Source organism: Bradyrhizobium sp. 45, from assembly GCF_023073155.1.
GTDB lineage: Bacteria > Pseudomonadota > Alphaproteobacteria > Rhizobiales > Xanthobacteraceae > Bradyrhizobium > Bradyrhizobium canariense_D.
The window spans coordinates 44939-65530 of record NZ_JADPIX010000100.1 but is presented as its reverse complement, the minus strand read 5'-3'; the positions used below and the strand labels follow the sequence as shown (position 1 = coordinate 65530).

Here is a 20592-nt window from a genome sequence, read left to right as displayed (position 1 = left end):
TTTTCCCCCGTTCTCACGAGGATCGTCCGAATGCTGATTACCCCTGCGTATGCCCAGGCTGCGGGCGCCGGCGACACCAGCGGCATGTTGATGTCGCTGCTGCCGTTCGCCCTGATCTTCGTGATCATGTACTTCCTGATTCTGCGTCCGCAGCAGAAGAAGGTCCGTGACCACGCCGACCTGGTGAAGAACATCCGCCGCGGCGACACCGTCGTGACCTCGGGCGGTCTCGTCGGCAAGGTCACCAAGGTCGTCGACGACGACCAGATCGAGTTCGAGATCGCCGATGGCGTGCGCGTGCGGCAGATGCGCTCGATGGTCTCCGGCGTACGCGCCAAGGGCGAGCCGGCCAAGGAATCCAAGGAAAGCGCCAAGGAAGACGCCGCGTCGAAGTGAGTGCTTCCGCGAGTCTCTCAAGTTTTCCTGCAAATCTCCTGATCTGACAGGTCCAGTCGATGTTGTATTTCACGCGGTGGAAGGCGCTCGGGATTATCCTGACGGCGCTGATCGTGTGCCTCTGCGCGGTCCCGAACTTCTTCCCCGAAGCGCAGGTCAAGACCTGGCCCGCCTGGGCGCAGCGTCGGCTCGTGCTCGGCCTCGATCTTCAAGGCGGCTCCTATCTGCTGCTCGAGGTCGACGGCAACTATGTGAAGAAGGAGCGGCTCGACCAGGTCCGCGACGACGTTCGCCGGACGCTGCGCGATGCCAAGATCGGCTTCACCGGCGGCGTCACCGTGCGCAACGACGCGGCCGAGGTTCGGATCACCAAGGAATCCGATCTGCAGCCTGCGCTCGCCAAGCTGCGCGAGCTGTCCCAGCCGCTGGGAGGACTGGTCGGATCCAGCGGTCAGCGCGACCTGGATGTGACTGACGCCGGCGGTGGCGTGATCCGCCTTACCATCCCGCAGGCCGCGATGCTCGACCGCATGCGCAAGACGATCGAGCAGTCGATCCAGATCGTCGAACGCCGCGTCAACGAGCTCGGCACCGTCGAGCCTGTCATCCAGCGCCAGGGTAACGACCGCATCCTGGTGCAGGTCCCCGGCCTCCAGGACCCGACTCGTCTGAAGGAATTGCTGGGCAAGACCGCGAAGATGGAATTCCGCATGGTCGATACGTCGGTGCCGCCCGATCAGGCGCAGCAAGGACGTTTGCCGCCGGAATCCGAGCTTCTGATGAGCGCGTCACCGCCGCCCACACCCTATGTGGTCAAGAAGCAGGTGCTGGTCGCCGGCGGCGACCTGACCGATGCCCAAGCGAGCTTCGACCAGCGCACCAGCGAACCCGTCGTGAGTTTCAAGTTCAATACGTCGGGCGCGCGCAAGTTCTCGCAGGCCACGCAAGAGAACGTCGGGCTGCCTTTTGCGATCGTGCTCGACAACAAGGTCATCTCGGCTCCCGTGATCCGCGAGCCCATCACCGGCGGACAAGGCCAGATCTCGGGCAGTTTCACGGTGCAATCGGCCAACGATCTCGCGATCCTGCTGCGCGCCGGCGCGCTGCCGGCACCGCTCACGGTGGTCGAGGAGCGCACCGTCGGTCCGGGCCTCGGCCAGGACTCGATCGAAAAGGGCGAGCTCGCCGCCTATGTCGGCTCGATCTTGGTCATCATCTTCATGCTCTTGACCTACCGGCTGTTCGGCGTGTTCGCCAACATCGCGGTGGCCATCAACGTCGCCATGATCTTCGGCCTGTTGTCGCTTCTCAACGCCACGCTGACGCTGCCGGGCATCGCGGGCATCGTGCTCACCGTCGGTATCGCGGTCGATTCCAACGTGCTGATCTACGAGCGCATCCGCGAGGAGTTGCGTGGCGGCCGCAACGCGATCTCGGCGATCGACGCCGGCTTCAAGCGGGCGCTTGCGACCATCCTCGATTCCAACATCACCACTTTTATTGCCGCCGCGGTGCTGTTCTACATCGGTACCGGTCCGGTGCGCGGCTTCGCCGTGACGCTCGGAATCGGCATCATCACCACGGTGTTCACCGCTTTCACCCTGACCCGGCTGATCGTGGCCTGGTGGGTGCGGTGGAAGCGGCCGCAGAGCGTGCCGATCTAGGAGCCTGATCGTGAATCACACTGTTCTCATCGGGCTCGGCGTCCTCATTGCCATTCTCACCGTGGTTGCGGCATTCGGCTGGCTGCCGTCGCTGCGCATCGTCCCCGACGATACCCATTTCGACTTCACGCGTTTTCGCCGGATCAGCTTCCCGATCTCGGCGGCGTTGTCGATCGTCGCGATCACGCTGTTCTTCACCCATGGACTGAATTTCGGCATCGACTTCCGCGGCGGCACCCTACTGGAGGTGCAGGCCAAGTCTGGCACCGCCGATATTGCGGCGATGCGTACGACGTTGGATGCCCTGCGTCTGGGCGAAGTCCAGTTGCAGCAATTCGGCGGCCCCGCCGATGTCCTGATCCGTGTCGCGGAGCAGCCGGGCGGCGACGCCGCCCAGCAGGAGGCCGTGCAGAAGGTCCGCACCGCGCTTGGCGATTCCGTCGACTATCGCCGCGTCGAGGTGGTGGGACCGCGCGTATCGGGCGAATTGCTCGCCTACGGCATGCTCGGCCTGATGCTGGCGATCGTCTCGATCCTGATCTACCTCTGGTTCCGATTCGAGTGGCAGTTCGCGCTTGGCGCCATGATCGCCAACGTGCACGACATCGTGCTCACGATCGGGTTCATGTCGATCAGTCAGGTCGATTTCGACCTGACCAGCATCGCGGCGCTTCTGACGATTTTGGGCTATTCGCTCAACGACACCGTCGTCATCTACGACCGCATCCGTGAAATGCTGCGGCGCTACAAGAAGATGCCGATGCCGCAGCTCCTCAACGAATCAATCAACTCGACGCTGTCGCGCTCGATCATCACCCATTTCACTGTGACGCTGGCGCTGCTGGCCCTGCTGCTGTTCGGCGGCCATGCCATCCACAGCTTCACCGCGGTCATGATGTTCGGCGTGGTGCTGGTCGGCACCTATACCTCGATCTTCATTGCGGCCCCGATCCTGATCTATCTCGGCGTCGGCGAGCATCGCGAGGATGCGGTCGATAAGGCTACGCCGGCGAAGAAAAGCAAGGCATGATCCGAACCGCATGCCCTCGCAGGAGTTTGGGAGGGCAGTAAGCTCATTCGGACGAAGCTCATGGCCGGCGATCCCAACGCACCGCATTTCCCCCGCTCGGCGCCGATCGAAGCCTATGGCAAGGGCGGCTTTGCCTTTGCCGGGATGTCGCATCGGGGATCGCTGCTTTGCCTGCCCGACGCGATCTGGGCCTGGGACATAACGGACCCTGCAAAGATCGACCGCTATTCGCTGGATCGAGTCTTCAAGTCTGCCAACAGCATCGACACGCTCCTGGTCGGCACCGGAACCGGGGTCTGGCTGCCGCCGCCGGAACTGCGCCAGGCGCTCAAAGCGGCGAGGGTGGTGCTGGATGCGATGCAGACCGGTCCCGCCGTGCGTACCTACAACATCATGATGGGCGAACGGCGGCGCGTCGCGGCCGCGCTGATCGCCGTGCCATGAGTGGCTCCGCGCCGCCGCCGGATTCTGCTGCGTTCTGTGCTGACCTCGTGCGCAGCCACGACTTTCCGCACTATGCCGCGACCCTGTTCGCGCCCGCTGCCGAGCGCCGCGGGCTGCTGGCGCTCTATGCCTTCAATGTCGAGATCGTCCGCGTCCGCGATCAGGTGAGCCAGCCCTTGCCCGGTGAAATCCGCCTGCAATGGTGGACCGACATGCTGTCGGGCCAAGTCCATGGCAGTGCCGAGGGCAATCCGGTGGCGGCGGAGCTGCTCCGCGCAATCCGTGATTTCGACCTGCCGGTCGAGCCGCTGTCGCTGCTCGCCGACGAGCATCAATTCGATCTCTACAACGACCCAATGCCAACAATGGCGGCGCTGGAGGGCTACCTCGCGGCGACCTCATCGGCGCTGTTCGATCTCGCCGCCCGGATCATGGGACCACCGTCGGCGGCGGCCGAGCATCTCGCCCGCCATGCCGGGCTGGCGCAGGGCATCGTACAGGTCATCGCCAATCTGCCGCGCGATGCGGCGCGCCGGCAATTGTTCCTGCCGCAGCAGGTGCTGGCGAGCCACGATTGCGACGTGGAAGACGTGTTCGCCGGAAAGGAGACGCCAAACTTGCGCGCCGCGCTGGGCCAACTCTCGGGCGAGGCGCAGCAACATTTGACGACGGCCTTGTCGCTGCTGGTGGAGGTGCCGGCATCAGTGCGTCCAACGTTCCTTCCGCTCGGACAAGCGCGGGCCGACCTCAAGCGCCTGTCGCAACCCGGGCGCAATCCATTTACGCCGCAACCGTCATCGCGGCTGCGTACGCTGTGGACGCTGTGGCGGGCTTCACGTTCGCGGGAATTTACCAAATAGCGGTTGGCTTATCGCCGGAGCCGGGCAAATGCTCTATGCTGTCCTATGGCTGAGTTGTCCCAAACCATATCTTCCGATCTGGGCGGCCTTCCGGTCGTACCGGCCGACATCCATGCCGCCGCCGAGACGATCCGCGGCGCCGTCGTCGAGACGCCCTGTAGCTACAGCCGCACGCTGAGCAATATCTGCGGCTGCGACATCTGGCTGAAATTCGAGAACCTCCAGTTCACGTCCTCGTTCAAGGAGCGCGGCGCGCTCAACCGCCTCAAGGCGCTGACGCCGGAGGAGCGCGCGCGGGGCGTCGTCGCGATGTCGGCGGGTAACCACGCGCAGGGCGTCGCCTATCACGCCAAGCGGCTCGGCATTCCCGCCACTATCGTCATGCCGGTCGGCACGCCCATGGTGAAGGTCGAGAACACCAGGCATCACGGCGCCGAGGTGGTGGTGACGGGCGCCACGCTGGAGGAGGCGGCCGCGTATGCGCGCAGCCACGGCGAAGTCCATGGCATGATCTTCGTCCATCCCTATGACGATCCGCTTGTCATCGCAGGGCAGGGCACGGTCGGGCTGGAAATACTCGAGGCCGTGCCGGAGCTCGATACGCTGGTCGTCCCGATCGGCGGCGGTGGCCTGATCAGCGGGATCGCCATTGCCGCGAAATCGATCAAGCCGTCGCTGCGGATCCTCGGCGTCGAGGCCTGGCTCTACCCCTCGATGTACAATGCCATCCATGACGGCAATTTGCCGGCACGTGGCGACACACTCGCGGAAGGCATCGCGGTGAAGTCGCCCGGCAAGATCACGACCGAAATCGTCCGCCGCCTTGTCGACGACATTGCGCTCGTCAACGAAGCCGAGCTCGAGCGCGCGGTGGCGACCCTGATCTCGATCGAGAAGACGGTCGTCGAAGGCGCCGGTGCCGCTGGCCTCGCCGCGCTGATGTCCGACCCGTCCCGTTTCGCCGGTCAGAAGGTCGGGCTGGTGCTGAGCGGGGGCAATATTGACACACGTCTGATCGCATCGGTCCTGACCCGCGAGTTGGCGCGCGAGGGGCGGCTCACCCAATTGTCGCTCGACATTCCCGACAGGCCCGGCCAATTGGCTGCGGTCGCGGCACTGCTGGCCGAGGCCGGCGCCAACATCATCGAGGTCTCGCACCAGCGCACGTTCTCGGATCTTCCGGCCAAGGCGACGTTGCTGCAATTGGTGATTGAAACCCGCGACAGCGCCCATCTCGACGAGGTCATGGCGAAGCTTGGCGCATCCGGATTGAGTGCGCGCTGTACCTGAGCGTGCATGATCGCCGCTATCGCCGCGTCAAACCCGCCAAATGGACGATCAGCCGATCGATCTCCGCGTCCGTATTGTAGTAGTGCGGGGAGGCGCGCACCACCGGCGGCAGCGAGCGGATTTCGGCATCGATGCGCGTGCTCGACGGATCTGAGGCACCGATCGTGATGCCGGCTGCGGCCGCGTCGCTGACGACCGCTTCCGCCTCGTACCCTTCCACCGTGAAGCTGACGATGGCTCCCGGAGCGCGTCCGAGGTCGCGAACTCTGATGCCGCGAATGGATGCAAGGCCGCCCCGGAGGCGGTCCGCCAGCATGCGGCAACGCCGCTCGATCGGGCCGATCCCGACATCGAGGGCATAATCGACAGCCGCGCCGAGCCCAAGCCGGGCTGCGTAGTTGTTCTCCCAGGTCTCAAAACGGCGCGCATCGTCACGCAGCCGAAAAGCGTCCCGGGAGACCCAGGGTGCGGCGAAGTGATCGATCATTGGCGGTTCGAGCCGCTGCAGCATTTTTCGGCCGACGTAGAGAAAGCCGGTGCCGCGCGGGCCGCGGAGGAATTTACGCCCGGTCCCCGACAACATGTCACAGCCGATGGCCTCGACGTCGACCACCATCTGTCCGACTGCCTGGCAGGCGTCGAGCAGATAGGGGATGCCGTGCGCCCGCGCTATCTTGCCGACGGCTGCAGCCGGATTGACCAGCCCGCCATTGGTCGGAACCCAGGTGATCGCAATCAGCTTCACGCGCTCATCGATCATGCGTTCGAGCGCGTCGACGTCGAGCTCGCCGCTGGCATCGCTCGGCACGACGTCGATCGCGACGCCTGTTCGGTTGGCGACCTGAAGAAAGGCGACATAGTTGGCCGCGTACTCCGCCTCGGCGGTCAGGATCCGGTCGCCCTTGCTGAATGGAAGCGCGTAGAAAGCCATCTGCCAGGCAACCGTCGCGTTCTCCATGAGGGCGATCTCATCGGGCGCGGCGTTCAGGAGGCGGGCGACCGAGCCGTAAACGGATTCAAGTCGGCGCGCCTCGCGGTCGGCGGCGGCATAGCCTCCGATCTCGCTCTCCAGATCGATGTGTTCCTTCATCGCCGCAACAACCGACGCCGGCATCAGCGCTGCGCCCGCGTTGTGGAGATAGGCGAGCCGAGAGGCAGCCGGGGTGTCGCGACGAATTCGGTCGATATCCATCATCCATGCCTCCGCGTCTCGCGATCCTCATGCATGGATTAAACGCGTCGAGGGATGCGAACAAGATGGCCAAGCTTGGTCTCAGATGCAAAGGCCGAGCAGCTTGATGTGGCAGCCGCTGGATTTTGGCTTGCTGGCGGGCGCAGCCTCGCGCTTCACCGCAACCAGCGGCTCCCCGTCTTTCTTGCCTTTGCCTTTGCCCTTCGGCTCGTAGTCGCCGGCGATCACCATTGCCCAATAGGTGCGCTTGCCGCTAGCGTTTTTCGCGCTCGCGATCCCGACGCGGGAAGCGTTGTGCAGCAGCAGATTCTTGCGGTGTCCCGACGAGTCGATCCACTGTCCGAGGGTCTTCTCGAAATTGTCGTAGCCGTAGGCGATGTTCTCGGCGGCGCGGCCTGCGCCGGCCGGTGCGACCCGGCGGTTGAACGGGCCGAGGGCGTCGTGACTGAGGTCGTCCTTCGTCGCCATCGCGCGCGCCTGGTCCATGGCGATGCGGTCGAGGGTCGAATCGCGGACGACGCGGACCTCACCATGCTTGAGGCGGAAGCTCGAGATCAGCTCGGCGGGGGACTCGGCCATTGCGGACGTGGTGGCGAGCAGCAGAAGGCTAGCGATCAGGCCGCCAACCACACGATGCATCATGTACCCCCGAGTGCCCATGACCCCGCCAAGTCCCCCCACCAAGTTCGAATTATCGGATCGCTTCTCTATCGCCAATGTGGACGCTTCAAGGCGTGATCCACGTTAGCTCGCCGGCAGGTCGGCCTCGAAATTGAAGCGGTCGCGCAGGTTCTTGCGCTGCTCCAGGATGTCCTTGAGGAAAGCACGGTCCTGGTCGTTCTTCATCATCGGCTCGATCAGGTCGAGCTGGTTCATGGCGACCAGTTGCAGGATCTCCGTGCGCGGCTTGCCGTCCGGATTGCGTGGCAGTGCGTGCACGACCTGGATGTGTTCCGGCGGCTTTGGCCCCTTGGCAGCGGTGAGCTCGATGCGCAATTGGCCTTCGAGCGCGGCCTGATCGGCTTCGACGAAGGCATAGAGGCCGACACCGGAGCGGCGGTCGGCAAAGGCGACGATGGCGGTGTCGCGCACGGCGGGGTTCTTGCGGATCAATTCTGCCAGCACCGGCGCGTCGTTGACGAGCCTTCGGCCGCCGCCTTCACGGTCGGTGAAGTTGAACAGGCCGCGGGTGATTGCCCGATAGACCTTCTTGCCGGTGGCGAGCCAGAGGCTGGCGGCGAACGACTTCTTCGCCAGGATCTTGCGCTCGCGCGGCGTCAGCGCCTCGGGCGCGTAGGATCGCTTGTGCTTGAGCAGATGCCGGAGATCTTCATAGGCCAGGATCCGGTAAAGCCGGCCGCGACGGTCGAAGCAGGCGGCGAGCTGGAAGTCGGTCACATAGGCGCGACCGTCGCGGCCGACCAGCCAGTTCTGTTCCTTGGCAAGATCGTTGTGGCAGATTCCGGCGCGGCGCAGCCGTCGCAGCGCGGCCTTCGCCGAGCGAAAATAGGCGAGGTCGCCATGCGGTTTCGCCAGATGCAGTGCGACACCATCGACGAAGCTGCGCACCAGCGCGCGGCGTCCGGCCCACAGCAGCTCCGGGCCGACATCGAGTCCCTTAGCGAGTGCCAGCGCATGCTTCTCGCGGGCGAACAGGTGGCGCGCCAAAAGGAATGACCACCACGGCACCTCGTCGAGGCGGCGCAGCACCGCGTCGACCTCGCCGTCATCGTCGCGGAATCGGCCGCGCTCGACGGTCGAGAACACGTCGCGCTTGAGCAGCACGCCCTCGGTCCAGCGCGCCGAGAGTGTTGCGGCGTCGTCTTTGGGAAGGTTCATCGAAAACTCACGCCGCGGCGGCAATGCGCAGGTGATCGGCGATCCAGCGATCGAGATCGGCGAGCGCCAGCGCGCTCATCGCCTGCTTTTTGGCCACCGTCTTCTCGTTCCCGCGCAGCCGGCTTCCGTCGGGCTTCTTCGTCGGCGCGCTGGCGAGCGGCGGGAACAGGCCGAAATTGATGTTCATCGGCTGGAACGAGCGCGTGCCGGGCTCGATGGTCTCGATATGGCCGCCGGTGATGTGGCCGAGCAGGGATCCGAGCGCAGTCGTGACCGGCGGACTCGCAAGCGTCTCGCCGCGCACCTCCGCTGCCGCATAGAGACCGGCAATCAGGCCGACGCTGGCGGATTCCACATAGCCCTCGCAGCCCGTCATCTGGCCGGCAAAGCGCAGCCGCGGCTGCGCGCGCAGGCGCAATTGGCCGTCGAGCAGCTTTGGCGAGTTGAGAAAGGTGTTGCGATGCAGGCCGCCGAGGCGAGCAAATTCGGCCTTCTCCAGCCCCGGAATGGTGCGGAAGATGCGCTGCTGCTCGCTGTATTTCAGTTTCGTCTGGAAGCCGACGATGTTGTAGAGCGTGCCGAGCTTGTTGTCCTGGCGCAGCTGCACGATCGCGTAGGCCTTGGTGGTGGGATCGTGCGGATTGGTGAGGCCGACCGGCTTCATCGGTCCATGGCGGAGAGTCTCGGGGCCGCGTTCCGCCATGACCTCGATTGGCAGACAGCCGTCGAAATAGGGCGTGTTGGTCTCCCATTCCTTGAACTCGGTCTTCTCGCCGGCGACCAGCGCTGCGACGAAGCCGTCATACTGCTCCTTTGTCATCGGGCAGTTGATGTAGTCGGCGCCGGTGCCGCCGGGACCGACCTTGTCGTAGCGTGACTGAAACCAGGCCACCGACATGTCGATGGATTCGCGGTGCACGATCGGCGCGATCGCGTCGAAGAAGGCGAGGGCGTTCTCGTCGGTCAACTCGCGGATCGCATCGGCCAGCGGCGCCGAAGTGAGGGGGCCGGTCGCAACGATGACGTTGCTCCACTCGGCCGGCGGCAGGCCTGCGACCTCACCGCGGGCGATCTCGATCAGCGGATGATCGTTCAGCGCCTTGGTGACGGCCGCCGAGAAGCCGTCGCGGTCCACCGCCAGCGCGCCGCCAGCGGGTACCTGGTTGGCGTCGGCTGCGCGCATGATCAGCGAATCGAGGCGGCGCATCTCGGCATGCAGCAGGCCGACGGCGTTGTTGGCGGCATCGTCCGAGCGGAACGAATTGGAGCAGACGAGCTCGGCAAGCCCATCGGTGCGGTGTGCCTCGGTCATGCGGGTCGGCCGCATCTCGTGCAGCACCACGGGCACGCCGAATTCGGCCACCTGCCAGGCGGCTTCGGAGCCGGCAAGGCCTGCGCCGATCACGTGCACGGTATTTGATTGGGGTCCTGTCATGGGGCGGACAGGTAGCGCTTTTCGGCGATCAGTGGAATCGCCGAGATCGAGTTTTCTGCCTCCGGATGCGACAACGCCCGCACGAGGCGGGCGCTATCGGTCCGTCCGGTTCAGGGCTGAACGATATCAGCCCTGATACTGACCGGCGGCAACGCGCGGGATGTCCGAGCGATCGAGGCCGATATCGGAAAGCTCGCGATCGCTGAGCTGGGACAGCTCGGCAACATTGCGCTGATAGTCCCGGAAAGCTTGGATCATGCGGATGAGCGAGAGCAGCATTGGTAATCTCCTGTAGTTCGATTCAGCTCTTGCCCGAGCCTCATCGTTGAAATGAATATAGGTGAGAGTGGTGCAGTGCGAAAGTTCCGATGCTGCGATGCAGCTAAGCGCTGAGTGCATGGCGCTGGTAACGGACGATTAACCCGAAAGCACTCCCGCCCAAAGGGTAGGCGGAACAGGGAGCACAGGTCTGAAGTCCCGTGAATTCACGGATTTGCTATGGGCTAGTCGGGTTCCGTTCGGAGCGAAATAAGTCGCTTTGCTCTTGTCCGCAAGCGGATCGACTAGCTTCTATAACCAAGTCTCACATGCGAGAATCGCATGATTCTAATGAATTGATACTCATTAGTTGGCGCGTGCGTACACTTTTGCCAACTCTCGCCAGCGATTCGCCTGGTTGCAGCGGATCCACATGACGAAGGGCGGCGAGTCAGGACTATCCCGCTTGGTTAGCCACAACCGTCCCCGCTCGCAGTGCACACACGCTGAACGTGTGGCGTTGATTACAAGCGTGTAATGAAAATCAGAAATTTTGCATGCAGCTCTGCGCGCCGCGCAACATCACGCAATTCTCGCGGGGAATTCATTGCGTCAAGTTGCCGCGCCCGGAGGAAGGTGATGTCGCAGATTCCGGCAATGTCGCTGGCTCTGGCCCAAGAACAAGAGAAGGAAGGTAACGTCATGACGAAGTTACTCGGGGTTATCGCAATTGCCGCCGTTGCGTTCGCCGTCACGCCGGCCCAGGCCGCCAAGCACGCCGCCGGCGGCTGCAGCTCGGCCAATCTGGAGAAGACAGAGACCGCGATCGAAAACATGGCCGATGGTGACGGCAAGTTCGTCGCGCAGAAGGAGATCGCGGCCGCGCAGGACTCGCTGCTCAACGGCAAAATGGGTGCGTGCGGCGCGCATCTGAACAAAGCGATGCACGCCACCATGGGCAAATAGGAACTTCAGGAACGCATTAGGAGAGGGCCGGTCGCCGAGCGATCGGCCCTACGCTTTTGTCCTGCAAGCATCTCATCTAAGGGGCGCGCGCGAGCTGGGTGGCGAAATAGGCGACGGTCTTCGAGTAGACCTCGCTCTTGTTCCACTGCTGCAGCACCGCGAAATTCGGACTGCCCGGCTGCCAATCCTTACCCTTCTGCCAGCCATAACCGGCAAGATAGTTCGCGGTGGAGGCGAGCACGTCAGGGGCGTTGTGCAGGAGATCGCGCTTACCATTGCCGTCGAAATCGACGGCGTATTTCATCCATGACGACGGCATGAACTGGGTCTGTCCGAGCTCGCCGGCCCAGGCGCCCTTCATGTCGGCCGGTGCGAGGTCGCCGCGCTGGACAATGCGGAGCGCATCCAACAGCTCGGCGCGAAACTGCTCGGAGCGCCGGCAGTCATAGGCCAGCGTCGCCAGTGAGCGGATGGTCGCGAACTTGCCGGTATTGACGCCGAAATCGGTCTCGAGACCCCAGATCGCGACCAGCACCTCGCCAGGCACGCCGTAGGTCTGCTCGATACGCGACAGCACCGAGCCGTATTGCTTCATCATGTTGGAGCCGCGCGTCAGGCGCGGCGGCACCATGCGGCCGGAAAACTCCTCGAAGGTCTGGCTGAAGACCTTCTGCGAGCGGTCGCGGTTGAGCACGTTCTGATCGAGCGTCACACCGGCGAGCCCGGCGGAAATGGCCTGTTGCGAGACGCCCTTGGCCGCGGCGTCCGTTTTGAAGTCTGCAAGCCACGCGTCGAAATTGCCTGAACCGCAGGCAACAGCGGCGAGCGCTGGCTGAGCGGATAGGATGGACGCGGTGATGGCTAAGGCTGCGAGGGCGAGACGAGAAATCGTCGGGGTCATTCGAGCAAATAAATTCCGTGAAGTGATCTGAACGGCGCGCGCAATCTCGATGGAAACCGCGGCCAAAGCAAGGCGTATGACAGTGCGCGATCCTGCCCGCACCGGGGCAGGATCGCATGTCACGATATCGTCAGGCGTCGGTCCGATTGCGCCAGGGGAAGAGGTTGGCGGGGAAGTCGGCGGCCGGCTTGCGTGCACGATGCGGCGGAGGCGGCACCGGACGCGCGCCCGGATCGGCCGCGATCACCTTGCGGTAGAGATGCCAGGTGGCATGGCCGAGCACGGGGACCACCACGGCAAGGCCGAGGAAGGCCGGAATGGTGCCCAGCGCCAGCAGGACGGCCACGATCAGGCCCCAGGCCGCCATCGGCACCGGGTTCTTCGCGACGACGCGCAGTGACGTCACCATGGCCTCGAACGCGCCGGCATGGCGGTCAAGCATCAGCGGGAACGACACGGCGCTGATGCACAGCGCGGCAAGGGCGAACAGGAAGCCGGTGCCGCAGCCGACCACGATCAGCCACCAGCCTTGCCGGCTCGTGAGCACGCGCGTCAGAAAATCCGAGATCCCGGATGCGCCTTCATAGCCGAAAGCGGCGACATAAATTGCCTGCGCGGTCGCAACCCAGGTCACGAACAGGGCCAGCAGCAGCGCGCCGAGACCGAGCATGGCGCCGAACGAGGGCGAACGCAGCACCTCCATGGCGTCCCAGGCGCTGGCCTCCTCATGGCGCTCGCGCCGGCTGGAGAGCTCGTAGAGACCGAGAGCGGCGAACGGGCCGATTAGCGCGAAGCCTGCGGCCAGTGGGAACAACAACGGCAACACTGAATAGCCCATCACCACGCGGGCGAGCACGAGGCCCAGCACAGGATAGATCACGCAGAGGATGATGGCGTGGCTCGGCACCGCCTTGAAATCGTCCCAGCCGCGCTTGAGCGCATCCTGCAGATCGGAGAGTTGGATGGTTCGGATCACCGGTCCAGCCGCTTCGGCGGTCTGGGCCATGGACGGGACATTGCCCGGGTAGAGTGTGGCCATGGTCGCTAGCTCCCTTGCCATGCGGCCGCATCTGGCGCCAGCAACGGCGCAAGCGGCCGCTATTCTGAGTTTCGCGATCCCCAACCAGACGCGAATTCCGGATGGCATCGCGAACTGAACGTCAACCGTACGCCCATTTGCGAGTCCTGTCCCTCACGCTTGGGTGAGATTCGATGCCGCGGTGCAATCTCTACAGTGTCATTCGGTCGTTATTTCGCCGCAGATAAGCTGATGCTGCGTGCTTGTTCGCGGAACTTTGGCGGGCGCAACGACGCAACTTGGTCTATAAGTGCCACTCAAGGCCCTTCCAGCGGGTCCTTTTCGGGGAGCAGACATGAGCATTTTCGGGAAAATTATGGGCGCGATCTTCGGTAGCCAGCCAGCTTCCGCCGCGCCCGCAGGCAGCGCACCGTCGGGCAGCGCGCCCGCAGGGGCCGCGCCGAGCGGATCCGCGGCGACGGTGGACGTTGCCGCGATCGTCGACGCGGCGGCCGCTGCGCACAAGGGCGAAAAGCTGGAATGGCGCACCTCGATCGTCGATCTGATGAAGGCGCTCGACATCGATTCCAGCCTCGCTGCGCGCAAGGACCTCGCCAAGGAGCTCGGCTACAGCGGCGACACTAACGATTCCGCGACCATGAACGTCTGGCTGCACAAGCAGGTGATGTCCAAGCTCGCCGCCAATGGCGGCAAGCTGCCGCCGGAGATCAAGCACTGACCGATCGCCCGGTCGCAATCCAAGGGCCCGCGATCGCGCGGGCCCTTTTGCATTCAGGCGACGAGATCCGCATCTTCCGGATGCCTGTCGAGATAATCGACGACGAAACCGCAACCGGCAATCACCTTCCTGCCGTCGCGCCGGATCAATTCCAGCGCGCCCTTGACCAGCTCGGAGCCGATGCCGCGGCCGCGCAGCGCGCGCGGCGTCTCGGTGTGGGTGATGATCACCGCCGACGGCGTCAGCCGGTAATTGGCGAAGGCGATTTCGCTGCCGACATCGAGCTCGAAGCGGCTTCTGTCCTTGTTATCCCGTACCGACGGCGCCATGCAAAAATCCTTCCGACATGCTGCTTGCCTCTGATCTAGGCGCCTCAACCGGTCCTTGCCAAGGTGCGAGCAAGAGTGGTTGCCGCAGGGGAGATATCCGGAAACTGCGTGTCCCGCTCAGCCTGGAATTGAAGCCGGGCTTGCCGACGGTGCAGGAGTCGTTATGGAAGCTCGGGGCGTTGTAGCCCCCCGCCGCTTCTCGCAACGCCGGCGTTGGATCTCTTCCTAGGCCTGATCGCCCGGATGCTTCAATCGGTCGCCTTGGCGAGCCTGGAATCCTCCGGCTGCGCCTGCGGGCGCAGGCATCCCTGGCAGATGACGAGGGAACGGTTGACCATGGCGTCCCGTTCCTCCTCGATGCCATCCTTCGCCTGCCACCATTCCTTTGAATAGGGCTGAAGCGCGGCTTGCGACCTGTTGCGCTCGGATCGGGCCGCGCGCACTGGTTCTGAAGCAGCGCGCGGGTGATTGGGATTTTCGCCGGCGCCGTCCCAGGCATAGCGCGCGGGCTTGAAGGCAGGATCGGAGGCGAGGTGCGCTTGTGGGCCCACGGCACATCCGGCAAGCGCCAGCGATAACATGAGGAGGGCGGGCGCTTTGACCATGATGCGGCACTCTGTACGCGAGAACTGAGCGAGGTTGCGCCGATCATGTTTAAAATTTCCTGAACGGTTGGATGGGCTGCGCTGCGCCCGGCAACCTTGCAGGGCTCCTGGCGATGGCGATAAATGGGCTGCAATGAGCGGCCGGCTCGCGTGCCGTCCGCCGCCGAAGAGGAAGCCCGATGCAGCCCCTGCGCATGTCCCGCCGCGTCATGAATCTCGCTCACATGCTGACCCAGAATGCGCGGCGGCATGGGGCGCGTCCCGGTTTCGTCTGGGGCGACAGATCCTGGACCTGGCGCGAGATCGATGCGCAGGTCTCGGCACTGGCAGCCGCTCTCGCGGCGCGCGGGATCGCGAAGGGCGACCGCATCCTCGTTCATTCCAAGAACGGCGATGAGATGTTCTTCTCGATGTTCGCCGCGTTCCGGCTTGGCGCGGTCTGGGTACCCACCAATTTCCGCCTGATGCCGGACGAGGTCGCCTATCTCGCGCAGGCCTCCGGCGCGAAGGCGTTTCTGTGCCATGTCGATTTTCCCGAGCACGCCGCGGCCGTAAGCGGTGGCGCGCTGGAATTCACCTGGAGCATCGACGGTCGGGCGCCGTTTGCCGAGACGTCGGTTGCGGATGCCGTCGCGTCGCGCGCCGGCACGGTGGTCGAGAACGTCGCAGTCGAGCACGACGATCCCTGCTGGTTCTTCTTTACATCGGGCACCACCGGCCGCTCCAAGGCTGCGGTGCTCACCCACGGTCAGATGGGTTTTGTCGTCACCAACCATCTCGCCGATCTTACGCCCGGCGTCACCGAAGCAGATGCCTCGCTGGTGGTGGCGCCGCTGTCGCATGGCGCCGGCGTGCATCAGCTGGTGCAGACCGCGCGCGGCGTGTGCACCGTGCTGCTGCCGACGGAGAAATTCGACATTGACGAGGCGTTCCGCCTGATCGAGGCGCATCGCGTCAGCAATCTCTTCGTGGTGCCGACCATTCTGAAGATGATGGTCGAGCATCCCGCCGCCGACAAATACGATCATTCCTCGCTGCGCCATGTGATCTATGCGGGTGCGCCGATGTATCGCGAGGACCAGAAGGCTGCGCTGAGGAAGCTCGGCAAGGTGATCGTGCAGTATTTCGGCCTCGGCGAGGTGACCGGCAACATCACCGTGCTGCCGGCAGCGCTGCATGACCCCGAGGACGGGCCGCACGCGAAGATCGGCACCTGTGGCTTCGAGCGTACCGGCATGCAGGTCTCGATCCAGGACGACGAGGGCCGTGAACTCGGCGCCAACCAGAGCGGCGAGATCTGCGTAATCGGCCCCGCGGTGCTGGCCGGCTACTATGACAATCCCGAAGCCAATGCGAAGGCTTTCCGCAACGGCTGGTTCCGCACTGGCGATCTCGGCCACATGGACGAGGAGGGGTTCGTCTACATCACGGGACGAGCCTCCGACATGTACATCTCCGGCGGCTCCAACATCTATCCGCGCGAAATCGAGGAGAAGATTCTGACCCATCCTTGCGTCGGCGAGGTCGCGGTGCTCGGCGTACCCGATGCGACCTGGGGCGAGGTCGGCGTTGCCGTCTGCGTCGCCCGCGAAGGCGCGAAGCCGGTGAGCGAAGCGGAGATGGCGGCATTCCTCGGCCCCAAGGTCCCCCGCTACAAGATGCCGAAGCGGTTCTTCTTTTGGGAGGCCTTGCCGAAATCCGGCTACGGCAAGGTTCCCAAACGGATGGTTCGCGACGAGCTCGAGGCGCGCGGGCTGCTCGATCTCGACAAGACACGGGCGGGCTGAGCGAAGGTCATGCGCAGCATCAAGCAGCCCGGCGCGCCGGTCGCCGAGCGCATCCAATGGGCGGAGGCGAGGGGACGCGCTTTCTCCTTCACGCTTCAAGCAGGTCTGCCGCTGCTGGAGGCGGCGCGCCGCGGTTTCGCCGCGGAGGGATTCGCCGGCGGCGTGCTCAGCTTCGGGCGCGGCGCGCTCGGGCCGTTCGGCTATGTCATGCCGGCGCTGTCGAAGACCAGCGAGAATGCCGCGTTTTATAGCGACACATTCCGGCCAAGCGGCGTGACGCGCACCAGGCTCGGCAGCATGACGCTGGGCATGCACAATGGCGCCCCGTTCTTTCATTGCCATGGGCTGTGGACGGAGGCCGATGGCCGCGCCGGTGGTGGCCACATGCTGCCGGACGTGACCGATGTCGCCGAGCCGTTCGAGGTCGAGGCCTTCGGCATCGATGGTGCGATGTTCGCCGCAGAGCCAGATCGCGAGACCAATTTCAAGCTGTTCGGGCCCGTGGCGGCTGCGAGCACCGGCGCACGCACGACCAGCCGCGCTTTCGCGCTGCGGCTGCGCCCCAATCAGGATTTCGCGGGCTGTCTCGAAGACTTCTGCCGCGCGCAAGGCATCGCGCGCGCGAGGATCCATGGCGGTGTCGGCTCGACCATTGGGGCGCGCTTCACCCATGGCGGCGTGACTGAGCCCTTCGCGACCGAGCTTGCGGTAACCGGCGGCGCGATTGCGGCCGGCTCCTCCGGCGCCCTCGAAGCCGCACTCGATGTCGCCCTGATCGACTACACTGGCGGCATAGCGGAGGGCCGTCTGATTCGTGGCGACAATCCCGTGCTGATGACCATGGAGCTGGTGCTCGAGGTGTTGGGCTAGTATCGGCGAGCGATCATCAGCGGGTGCGCAGCTTGGCGATGGCCAAGTATGTGGAGTCACTGATCCCCGAACTGGATCCCTGAAACAGGTTGAGCAGGGGGGATTGACCCTGGCCGGTGCTCTGGCTGTTTCTGATGTCATACATGGCGGAGAAACGGCTCAACAGCTTTGTCACCTTCGTGGGATCGGACAGATCCTTGATCTTCATGAATCTGTCTACGAACTTGGCCTGCTGATCGATCGGCATCGCCGCCATCGAGTCAGGCAAATCGAAAGTGGTCCTGAACACCTCCGAAAGAGCCTTGTCGGCAAGGATGTCGTATGCGGACGTGATGTCCCCCGCCTTTCGCTGGAAATAGAGCGCAAGGCGCACGCCGGGATTGGCATCGCCCTGCTGCTGCTCCAGGCTTTGCTCGACATAGTTCGCTTGTGTTTCCCGAAACTGATCCCGCTTTTGCGGACCCATCATCGGAAGACGCGCGACGTTGCCTTTACTGTCGAAATTGAACGACGCCACGATTTCGGCAAAGCGAGGATCGCTCTCGGTGTTCGCGAAGCTCTTTGGATCGTTCAGGTCGGAGCTGAAGATCTTCTTGAGAAATTCGGTGCTGACCTTCCTGGGATCCAGACCCTTGGCCAAGAGAATGAAATCGACCATCGGCCTGTTTGCGAGAAGATCGGAAACACTGTCGATGCCGGCGATGGCCTGCTGATATTCCGACGCATCCTTCGTGGCCTGTGCCCGAACTGCGGCCTGCTGCTGGGGAGTCGCCGTGCTGGCGCTCTTCACCGCTCCAATGACGTAGTCCTTGGCGATCTGGAGGACTTCAGCCGAGTCCTGAGCCACCAAGGGGGTGGTCAGATTGCCTTTTGCGTCGAAGTTGAAGGCGCGTGCCAGCTCCAAATATCGATTGTCCTTGAGGGTATAGACGTAGCTTTTGGGGTCGTTGATGTCGCTTTCGAGCACGGCCTTGACAGTCGCCGGCGAGACGTTCGCGGGCTCGAGGCCGACAGCTCCCAGCGCAAATTCATACACGCCCGGTGTCGATACGAACGCCTGGACTGAATTGATCTTGAGGATGGCAGTTCTAAATTGCCTGATTGCAAAAGCTTCGTTCAACGGGCTCGCCGCCGAATAGACGGCGGACTTGCTGTCGTCGAACTTCCGTTTCGTGATCGTGACATTTGCAGCAGTCTGCGCCGACACACCTGACGGAAGCGACCCGTCGGAGGAAAACTCGAACGCACCGGCCAGGTCGACGAACCCGCCAATCGTCCCTATCTGCTCGCTAAGGCTGGAAATGCTGCTCGCATATGACTCCAAATGATGCTTTTCGACCAGAATCTGGACGTTCAACTGGGTCACGTTCGCGCCCGGTTGCGATAGTTGGGCGGTGTAGTCGGCGATCCTTGAATTGGCCGCGGTGACATCCGATCGGGCCTGAGCAAGGTCGGCGTTGAGGCCACTTAGCTGAGAAGCGAAAGTGGTGTTGACGTAGCTGTTGGGATCGGATGGATCGCTGCGCAAGACCTGGCTTATGGTGTCACGCGACCACTTGCTTTGATCGATCCCGTACGCCGAATAGACATAGTTGCGAAGACGGTCGTTGTTCAGGAGCTGGTCTGCACTGCTGATGTTACCGATTTCGGCGCTGTAGTAATTCGAATCGCCGGCAAGTGCATCGACCTGGCTTTTCCTGGTCGCCGTGTACAGACCAATCATCTCGTCGGTCTGGTTCTCCGATTGCGCCACCGGCGTGGCACTGCCATTGAAGGAAAACGCGGCGGCGAACTCACGGTAACGCTTGTCGACCAGCTTGTTGACAAAGCTGTTTGCGTCGGAGAGGTCGCTCTCCAGCACCTTTTTCATGAAGGCCTTGGCGTAGGCCATGTCTTCCAGGCCATACGCCTTCGTTGCATAATGATAAAGGCGATAGTCTTTCATGAAGTCGTCGACGGACTTCACGTTGCCGATGTGGGCTTTGTAATAGGCGGCCTCTCGCGCTACGTCCTGTTGCTGTTCGACCCGCGTCAGGGACTGCTTGAGATTGCGCGTGATGTAGCTGTAACTGAAATACGTTGATACCATCGCGCACTCCTACGGTCCCGGACGTCCGTCAATCATTGCGGGGTCGCGAGGTGGGGCTGGCCTCATGCCGGCAAACTGTCTCAGAGCCAGGTTCTCCAAGGCCATTTTCGGACCGCGATCCCAGATTCAAGTTTGCCCTCGCGAGGCATATCGGGTTTTGTTGCTGCATGTTTCTCAGATACAGCTTTCGTGAGGGTTGCGTTCCGGATATGTCCCGATCAAGAGATCGATCGGAATGGCTCTCGTCCCGAACGCGACGCAGCGCCATAGCGCGTCGAAGACGCGCGTAAACGCGCTTACGGCGGTGTGGCGTTGAGCCGGGATCCAGAAGCCGTGCATTCTGCCGCAGGATGGGTCACGGCTCTGCGGCGCATCGCCGAAGGGGCGCTGCGCCGCGTCCGGGGCACGAGAGCCCGAAGTCATCTGGCATTGCTATTCGCGTGATACGCGCGGTTTCGCATTCTCGCGGCCTGTGCGGCCCGAGCTTTGCGGCATTCTTTGCCCCCAAAATGCCGAGGGCGCAGGGAAGGCCGGGTGCCGGCTGGCACCCACGGTCCACTGTGCGAAGGTTGCGCTACGAGAGGCTGCACAGCGGCATACAGGTGAAGCCCAACACACGGCCTTCCCTGCGCAGTGGTTTTACGGCTTATGTCGTGATCTCCCCGGGGAGCGATGCACTATTGCCCCCGTCGCCTTGCGGATGGCTGACGCTGCGGCCCGGTCGGCCCGCACGCATCACCGCAAGACTTGGCGCACAGACCCCGGGCGCCAGGACCACACGATTTTGCCGTACGCAGGCTGCACCGGTCGTGTGCGCGACACTTTCGCTCACGGTTGCCCGCCCTGCGAAGCCTTCGCGCCGGTGTGGCCCACGTCCACC

Annotated in this window: 20 protein-coding genes; 10 read left to right on the top strand and 10 right to left on the bottom strand. The window is 63.6% G+C overall.

The window, feature by feature from the left end; genetic code table 11:
- The first annotated feature begins 30 nt into the window (after positions 1-30).
- Genes yajC through IVB42_RS15205 form a run of 6 tightly spaced genes read left to right on the top strand, consistent with a single transcriptional unit; the run spans position 31 to position 5684 of the window.
- The gene (gene yajC, locus IVB42_RS15230) at positions 31-396 is read left to right on the top strand and encodes a preprotein translocase subunit YajC (RefSeq protein ID WP_007610701.1); all 366 of its coding nucleotides are present in this window, start codon (positions 31-33) and stop codon (positions 394-396) included.
- Positions 397-455: 59 nt separating this feature from the next.
- Positions 456-2060 carry a protein translocase subunit SecD gene (secD, locus tag IVB42_RS15225; protein ID WP_018458020.1) on the top strand — a complete coding sequence of 535 codons (1605 nt, stop codon included), beginning with the start codon at positions 456-458 and terminating at the stop codon, positions 2058-2060.
- 10 nt (positions 2061-2070) lie between these two features.
- Complete coding sequence (secF, locus tag IVB42_RS15220; RefSeq protein ID WP_018458019.1) at positions 2071-3090, top strand: protein translocase subunit SecF; 1020 nt, start codon at positions 2071-2073, stop codon at positions 3088-3090.
- Between the two features lie 60 nt (positions 3091-3150).
- Positions 3151-3534, top strand: a complete 384-nt coding sequence (locus IVB42_RS15215) for an Mth938-like domain-containing protein (RefSeq protein WP_018458018.1) — start codon at positions 3151-3153, stop codon at positions 3532-3534.
- Positions 3531-4394: a phytoene/squalene synthase family protein gene (locus tag IVB42_RS15210; RefSeq protein ID WP_018458017.1), complete on the top strand. Its 864-nt coding sequence runs from the start codon at positions 3531-3533 to the stop codon at positions 4392-4394. Before IVB42_RS15215 ends, IVB42_RS15210 begins: the two co-directional genes overlap by 4 nt.
- A gap of 45 nt (positions 4395-4439) precedes the next feature.
- Positions 4440-5684 (top strand): threonine ammonia-lyase, encoded by a 1245-nt coding sequence (locus IVB42_RS15205; RefSeq protein WP_018458016.1) that lies wholly within the window; start codon positions 4440-4442, stop codon positions 5682-5684.
- Between the two features lie 16 nt (positions 5685-5700).
- On the opposite strand, the gene IVB42_RS15200 is transcribed toward IVB42_RS15205, so the two are convergent.
- From IVB42_RS15200 to IVB42_RS15180, 5 genes are all read right to left on the bottom strand, one after another.
- Positions 5701-6879 carry an aminotransferase class V-fold PLP-dependent enzyme gene (locus IVB42_RS15200; RefSeq protein WP_018458015.1) on the bottom strand — a complete coding sequence of 393 codons (1179 nt, stop codon included), beginning with the start codon at positions 6877-6879 and terminating at the stop codon, positions 5701-5703.
- A gap of 78 nt (positions 6880-6957) precedes the next feature.
- Positions 6958-7515: a CAP domain-containing protein gene (locus IVB42_RS15195; RefSeq protein WP_085384636.1), complete on the bottom strand. Its 558-nt coding sequence runs from the start codon at positions 7513-7515 to the stop codon at positions 6958-6960.
- A 105-nt stretch (positions 7516-7620) separates the two neighbouring features.
- Positions 7621-8715, bottom strand: a complete 1095-nt coding sequence (locus tag IVB42_RS15190) for a serine/threonine protein kinase (RefSeq protein WP_026233483.1) — start codon at positions 8713-8715, stop codon at positions 7621-7623.
- A gap of 7 nt (positions 8716-8722) precedes the next feature.
- Complete coding sequence (gene trmFO / locus IVB42_RS15185) at positions 8723-10150, bottom strand: methylenetetrahydrofolate--tRNA-(uracil(54)-C(5))-methyltransferase (FADH(2)-oxidizing) TrmFO (RefSeq protein ID WP_247336741.1); 1428 nt, start codon at positions 10148-10150, stop codon at positions 8723-8725.
- A 126-nt stretch (positions 10151-10276) separates the two neighbouring features.
- Positions 10277-10429, bottom strand: a complete 153-nt coding sequence (locus tag IVB42_RS15180; RefSeq protein WP_018458011.1) for a DUF1127 domain-containing protein — start codon at positions 10427-10429, stop codon at positions 10277-10279.
- 618 nt (positions 10430-11047) lie between these two features.
- Here IVB42_RS15180 and IVB42_RS15175 point away from each other — a divergent pair.
- A complete protein-coding gene (locus IVB42_RS15175) occupies positions 11048-11374 on the top strand; it encodes a hypothetical protein (RefSeq protein ID WP_018458010.1) in 327 nt (108 codons plus the stop codon).
- Positions 11375-11450: 76 nt separating this feature from the next.
- Here IVB42_RS15175 and IVB42_RS15170 read toward each other — a convergent pair whose 3' ends face one another.
- Together IVB42_RS15170 and IVB42_RS15165 are read right to left on the bottom strand one after the other, a co-directional pair.
- Positions 11451-12275: a lytic murein transglycosylase gene (locus IVB42_RS15170; protein WP_018458009.1), complete on the bottom strand. Its 825-nt coding sequence runs from the start codon at positions 12273-12275 to the stop codon at positions 11451-11453.
- A gap of 130 nt (positions 12276-12405) precedes the next feature.
- Positions 12406-13314, bottom strand: a complete 909-nt coding sequence (locus tag IVB42_RS15165; protein WP_026233481.1) for a DUF2189 domain-containing protein — start codon at positions 13312-13314, stop codon at positions 12406-12408.
- Between the two features lie 334 nt (positions 13315-13648).
- Here IVB42_RS15165 and IVB42_RS15160 point away from each other — a divergent pair, with 334 nt between their 5' ends.
- Positions 13649-14032 carry a DUF3597 domain-containing protein gene (locus tag IVB42_RS15160; RefSeq protein ID WP_026233480.1) on the top strand — a complete coding sequence of 128 codons (384 nt, stop codon included), beginning with the start codon at positions 13649-13651 and terminating at the stop codon, positions 14030-14032.
- A 53-nt stretch (positions 14033-14085) separates the two neighbouring features.
- On the opposite strand, the gene IVB42_RS15155 is transcribed toward IVB42_RS15160, so the two are convergent.
- Both IVB42_RS15155 and IVB42_RS15150 read right to left on the bottom strand, forming a co-directional pair.
- Entirely contained in the window at positions 14086-14361 is a 276-nt protein-coding gene (locus IVB42_RS15155) for a GNAT family N-acetyltransferase (RefSeq protein WP_018458006.1), read from the bottom strand.
- A 248-nt stretch (positions 14362-14609) separates the two neighbouring features.
- Positions 14610-14966 carry a hypothetical protein gene (locus IVB42_RS15150; protein WP_018458005.1) on the bottom strand — a complete coding sequence of 119 codons (357 nt, stop codon included), beginning with the start codon at positions 14964-14966 and terminating at the stop codon, positions 14610-14612.
- Between the two features lie 179 nt (positions 14967-15145).
- On the opposite strand from IVB42_RS15150, the gene IVB42_RS15145 reads away from it, so the two are divergent.
- A complete protein-coding gene (locus tag IVB42_RS15145) occupies positions 15146-16753 on the top strand; it encodes an acyl-CoA synthetase (protein ID WP_247336735.1) in 1608 nt (535 codons plus the stop codon).
- A 9-nt stretch (positions 16754-16762) separates the two neighbouring features.
- Positions 16763-17623, top strand: a complete 861-nt coding sequence (locus tag IVB42_RS15140) for a DUF296 domain-containing protein (RefSeq protein WP_247336733.1) — start codon at positions 16763-16765, stop codon at positions 17621-17623.
- Positions 17624-17639: 16 nt separating this feature from the next.
- On the opposite strand, the gene IVB42_RS15135 is transcribed toward IVB42_RS15140, so the two are convergent.
- A complete protein-coding gene (locus tag IVB42_RS15135) occupies positions 17640-19712 on the bottom strand; it encodes a DUF1217 domain-containing protein (RefSeq protein WP_247470546.1) in 2073 nt (690 codons plus the stop codon).
- Positions 19713-20592: the final 880 nt, after the last annotated feature.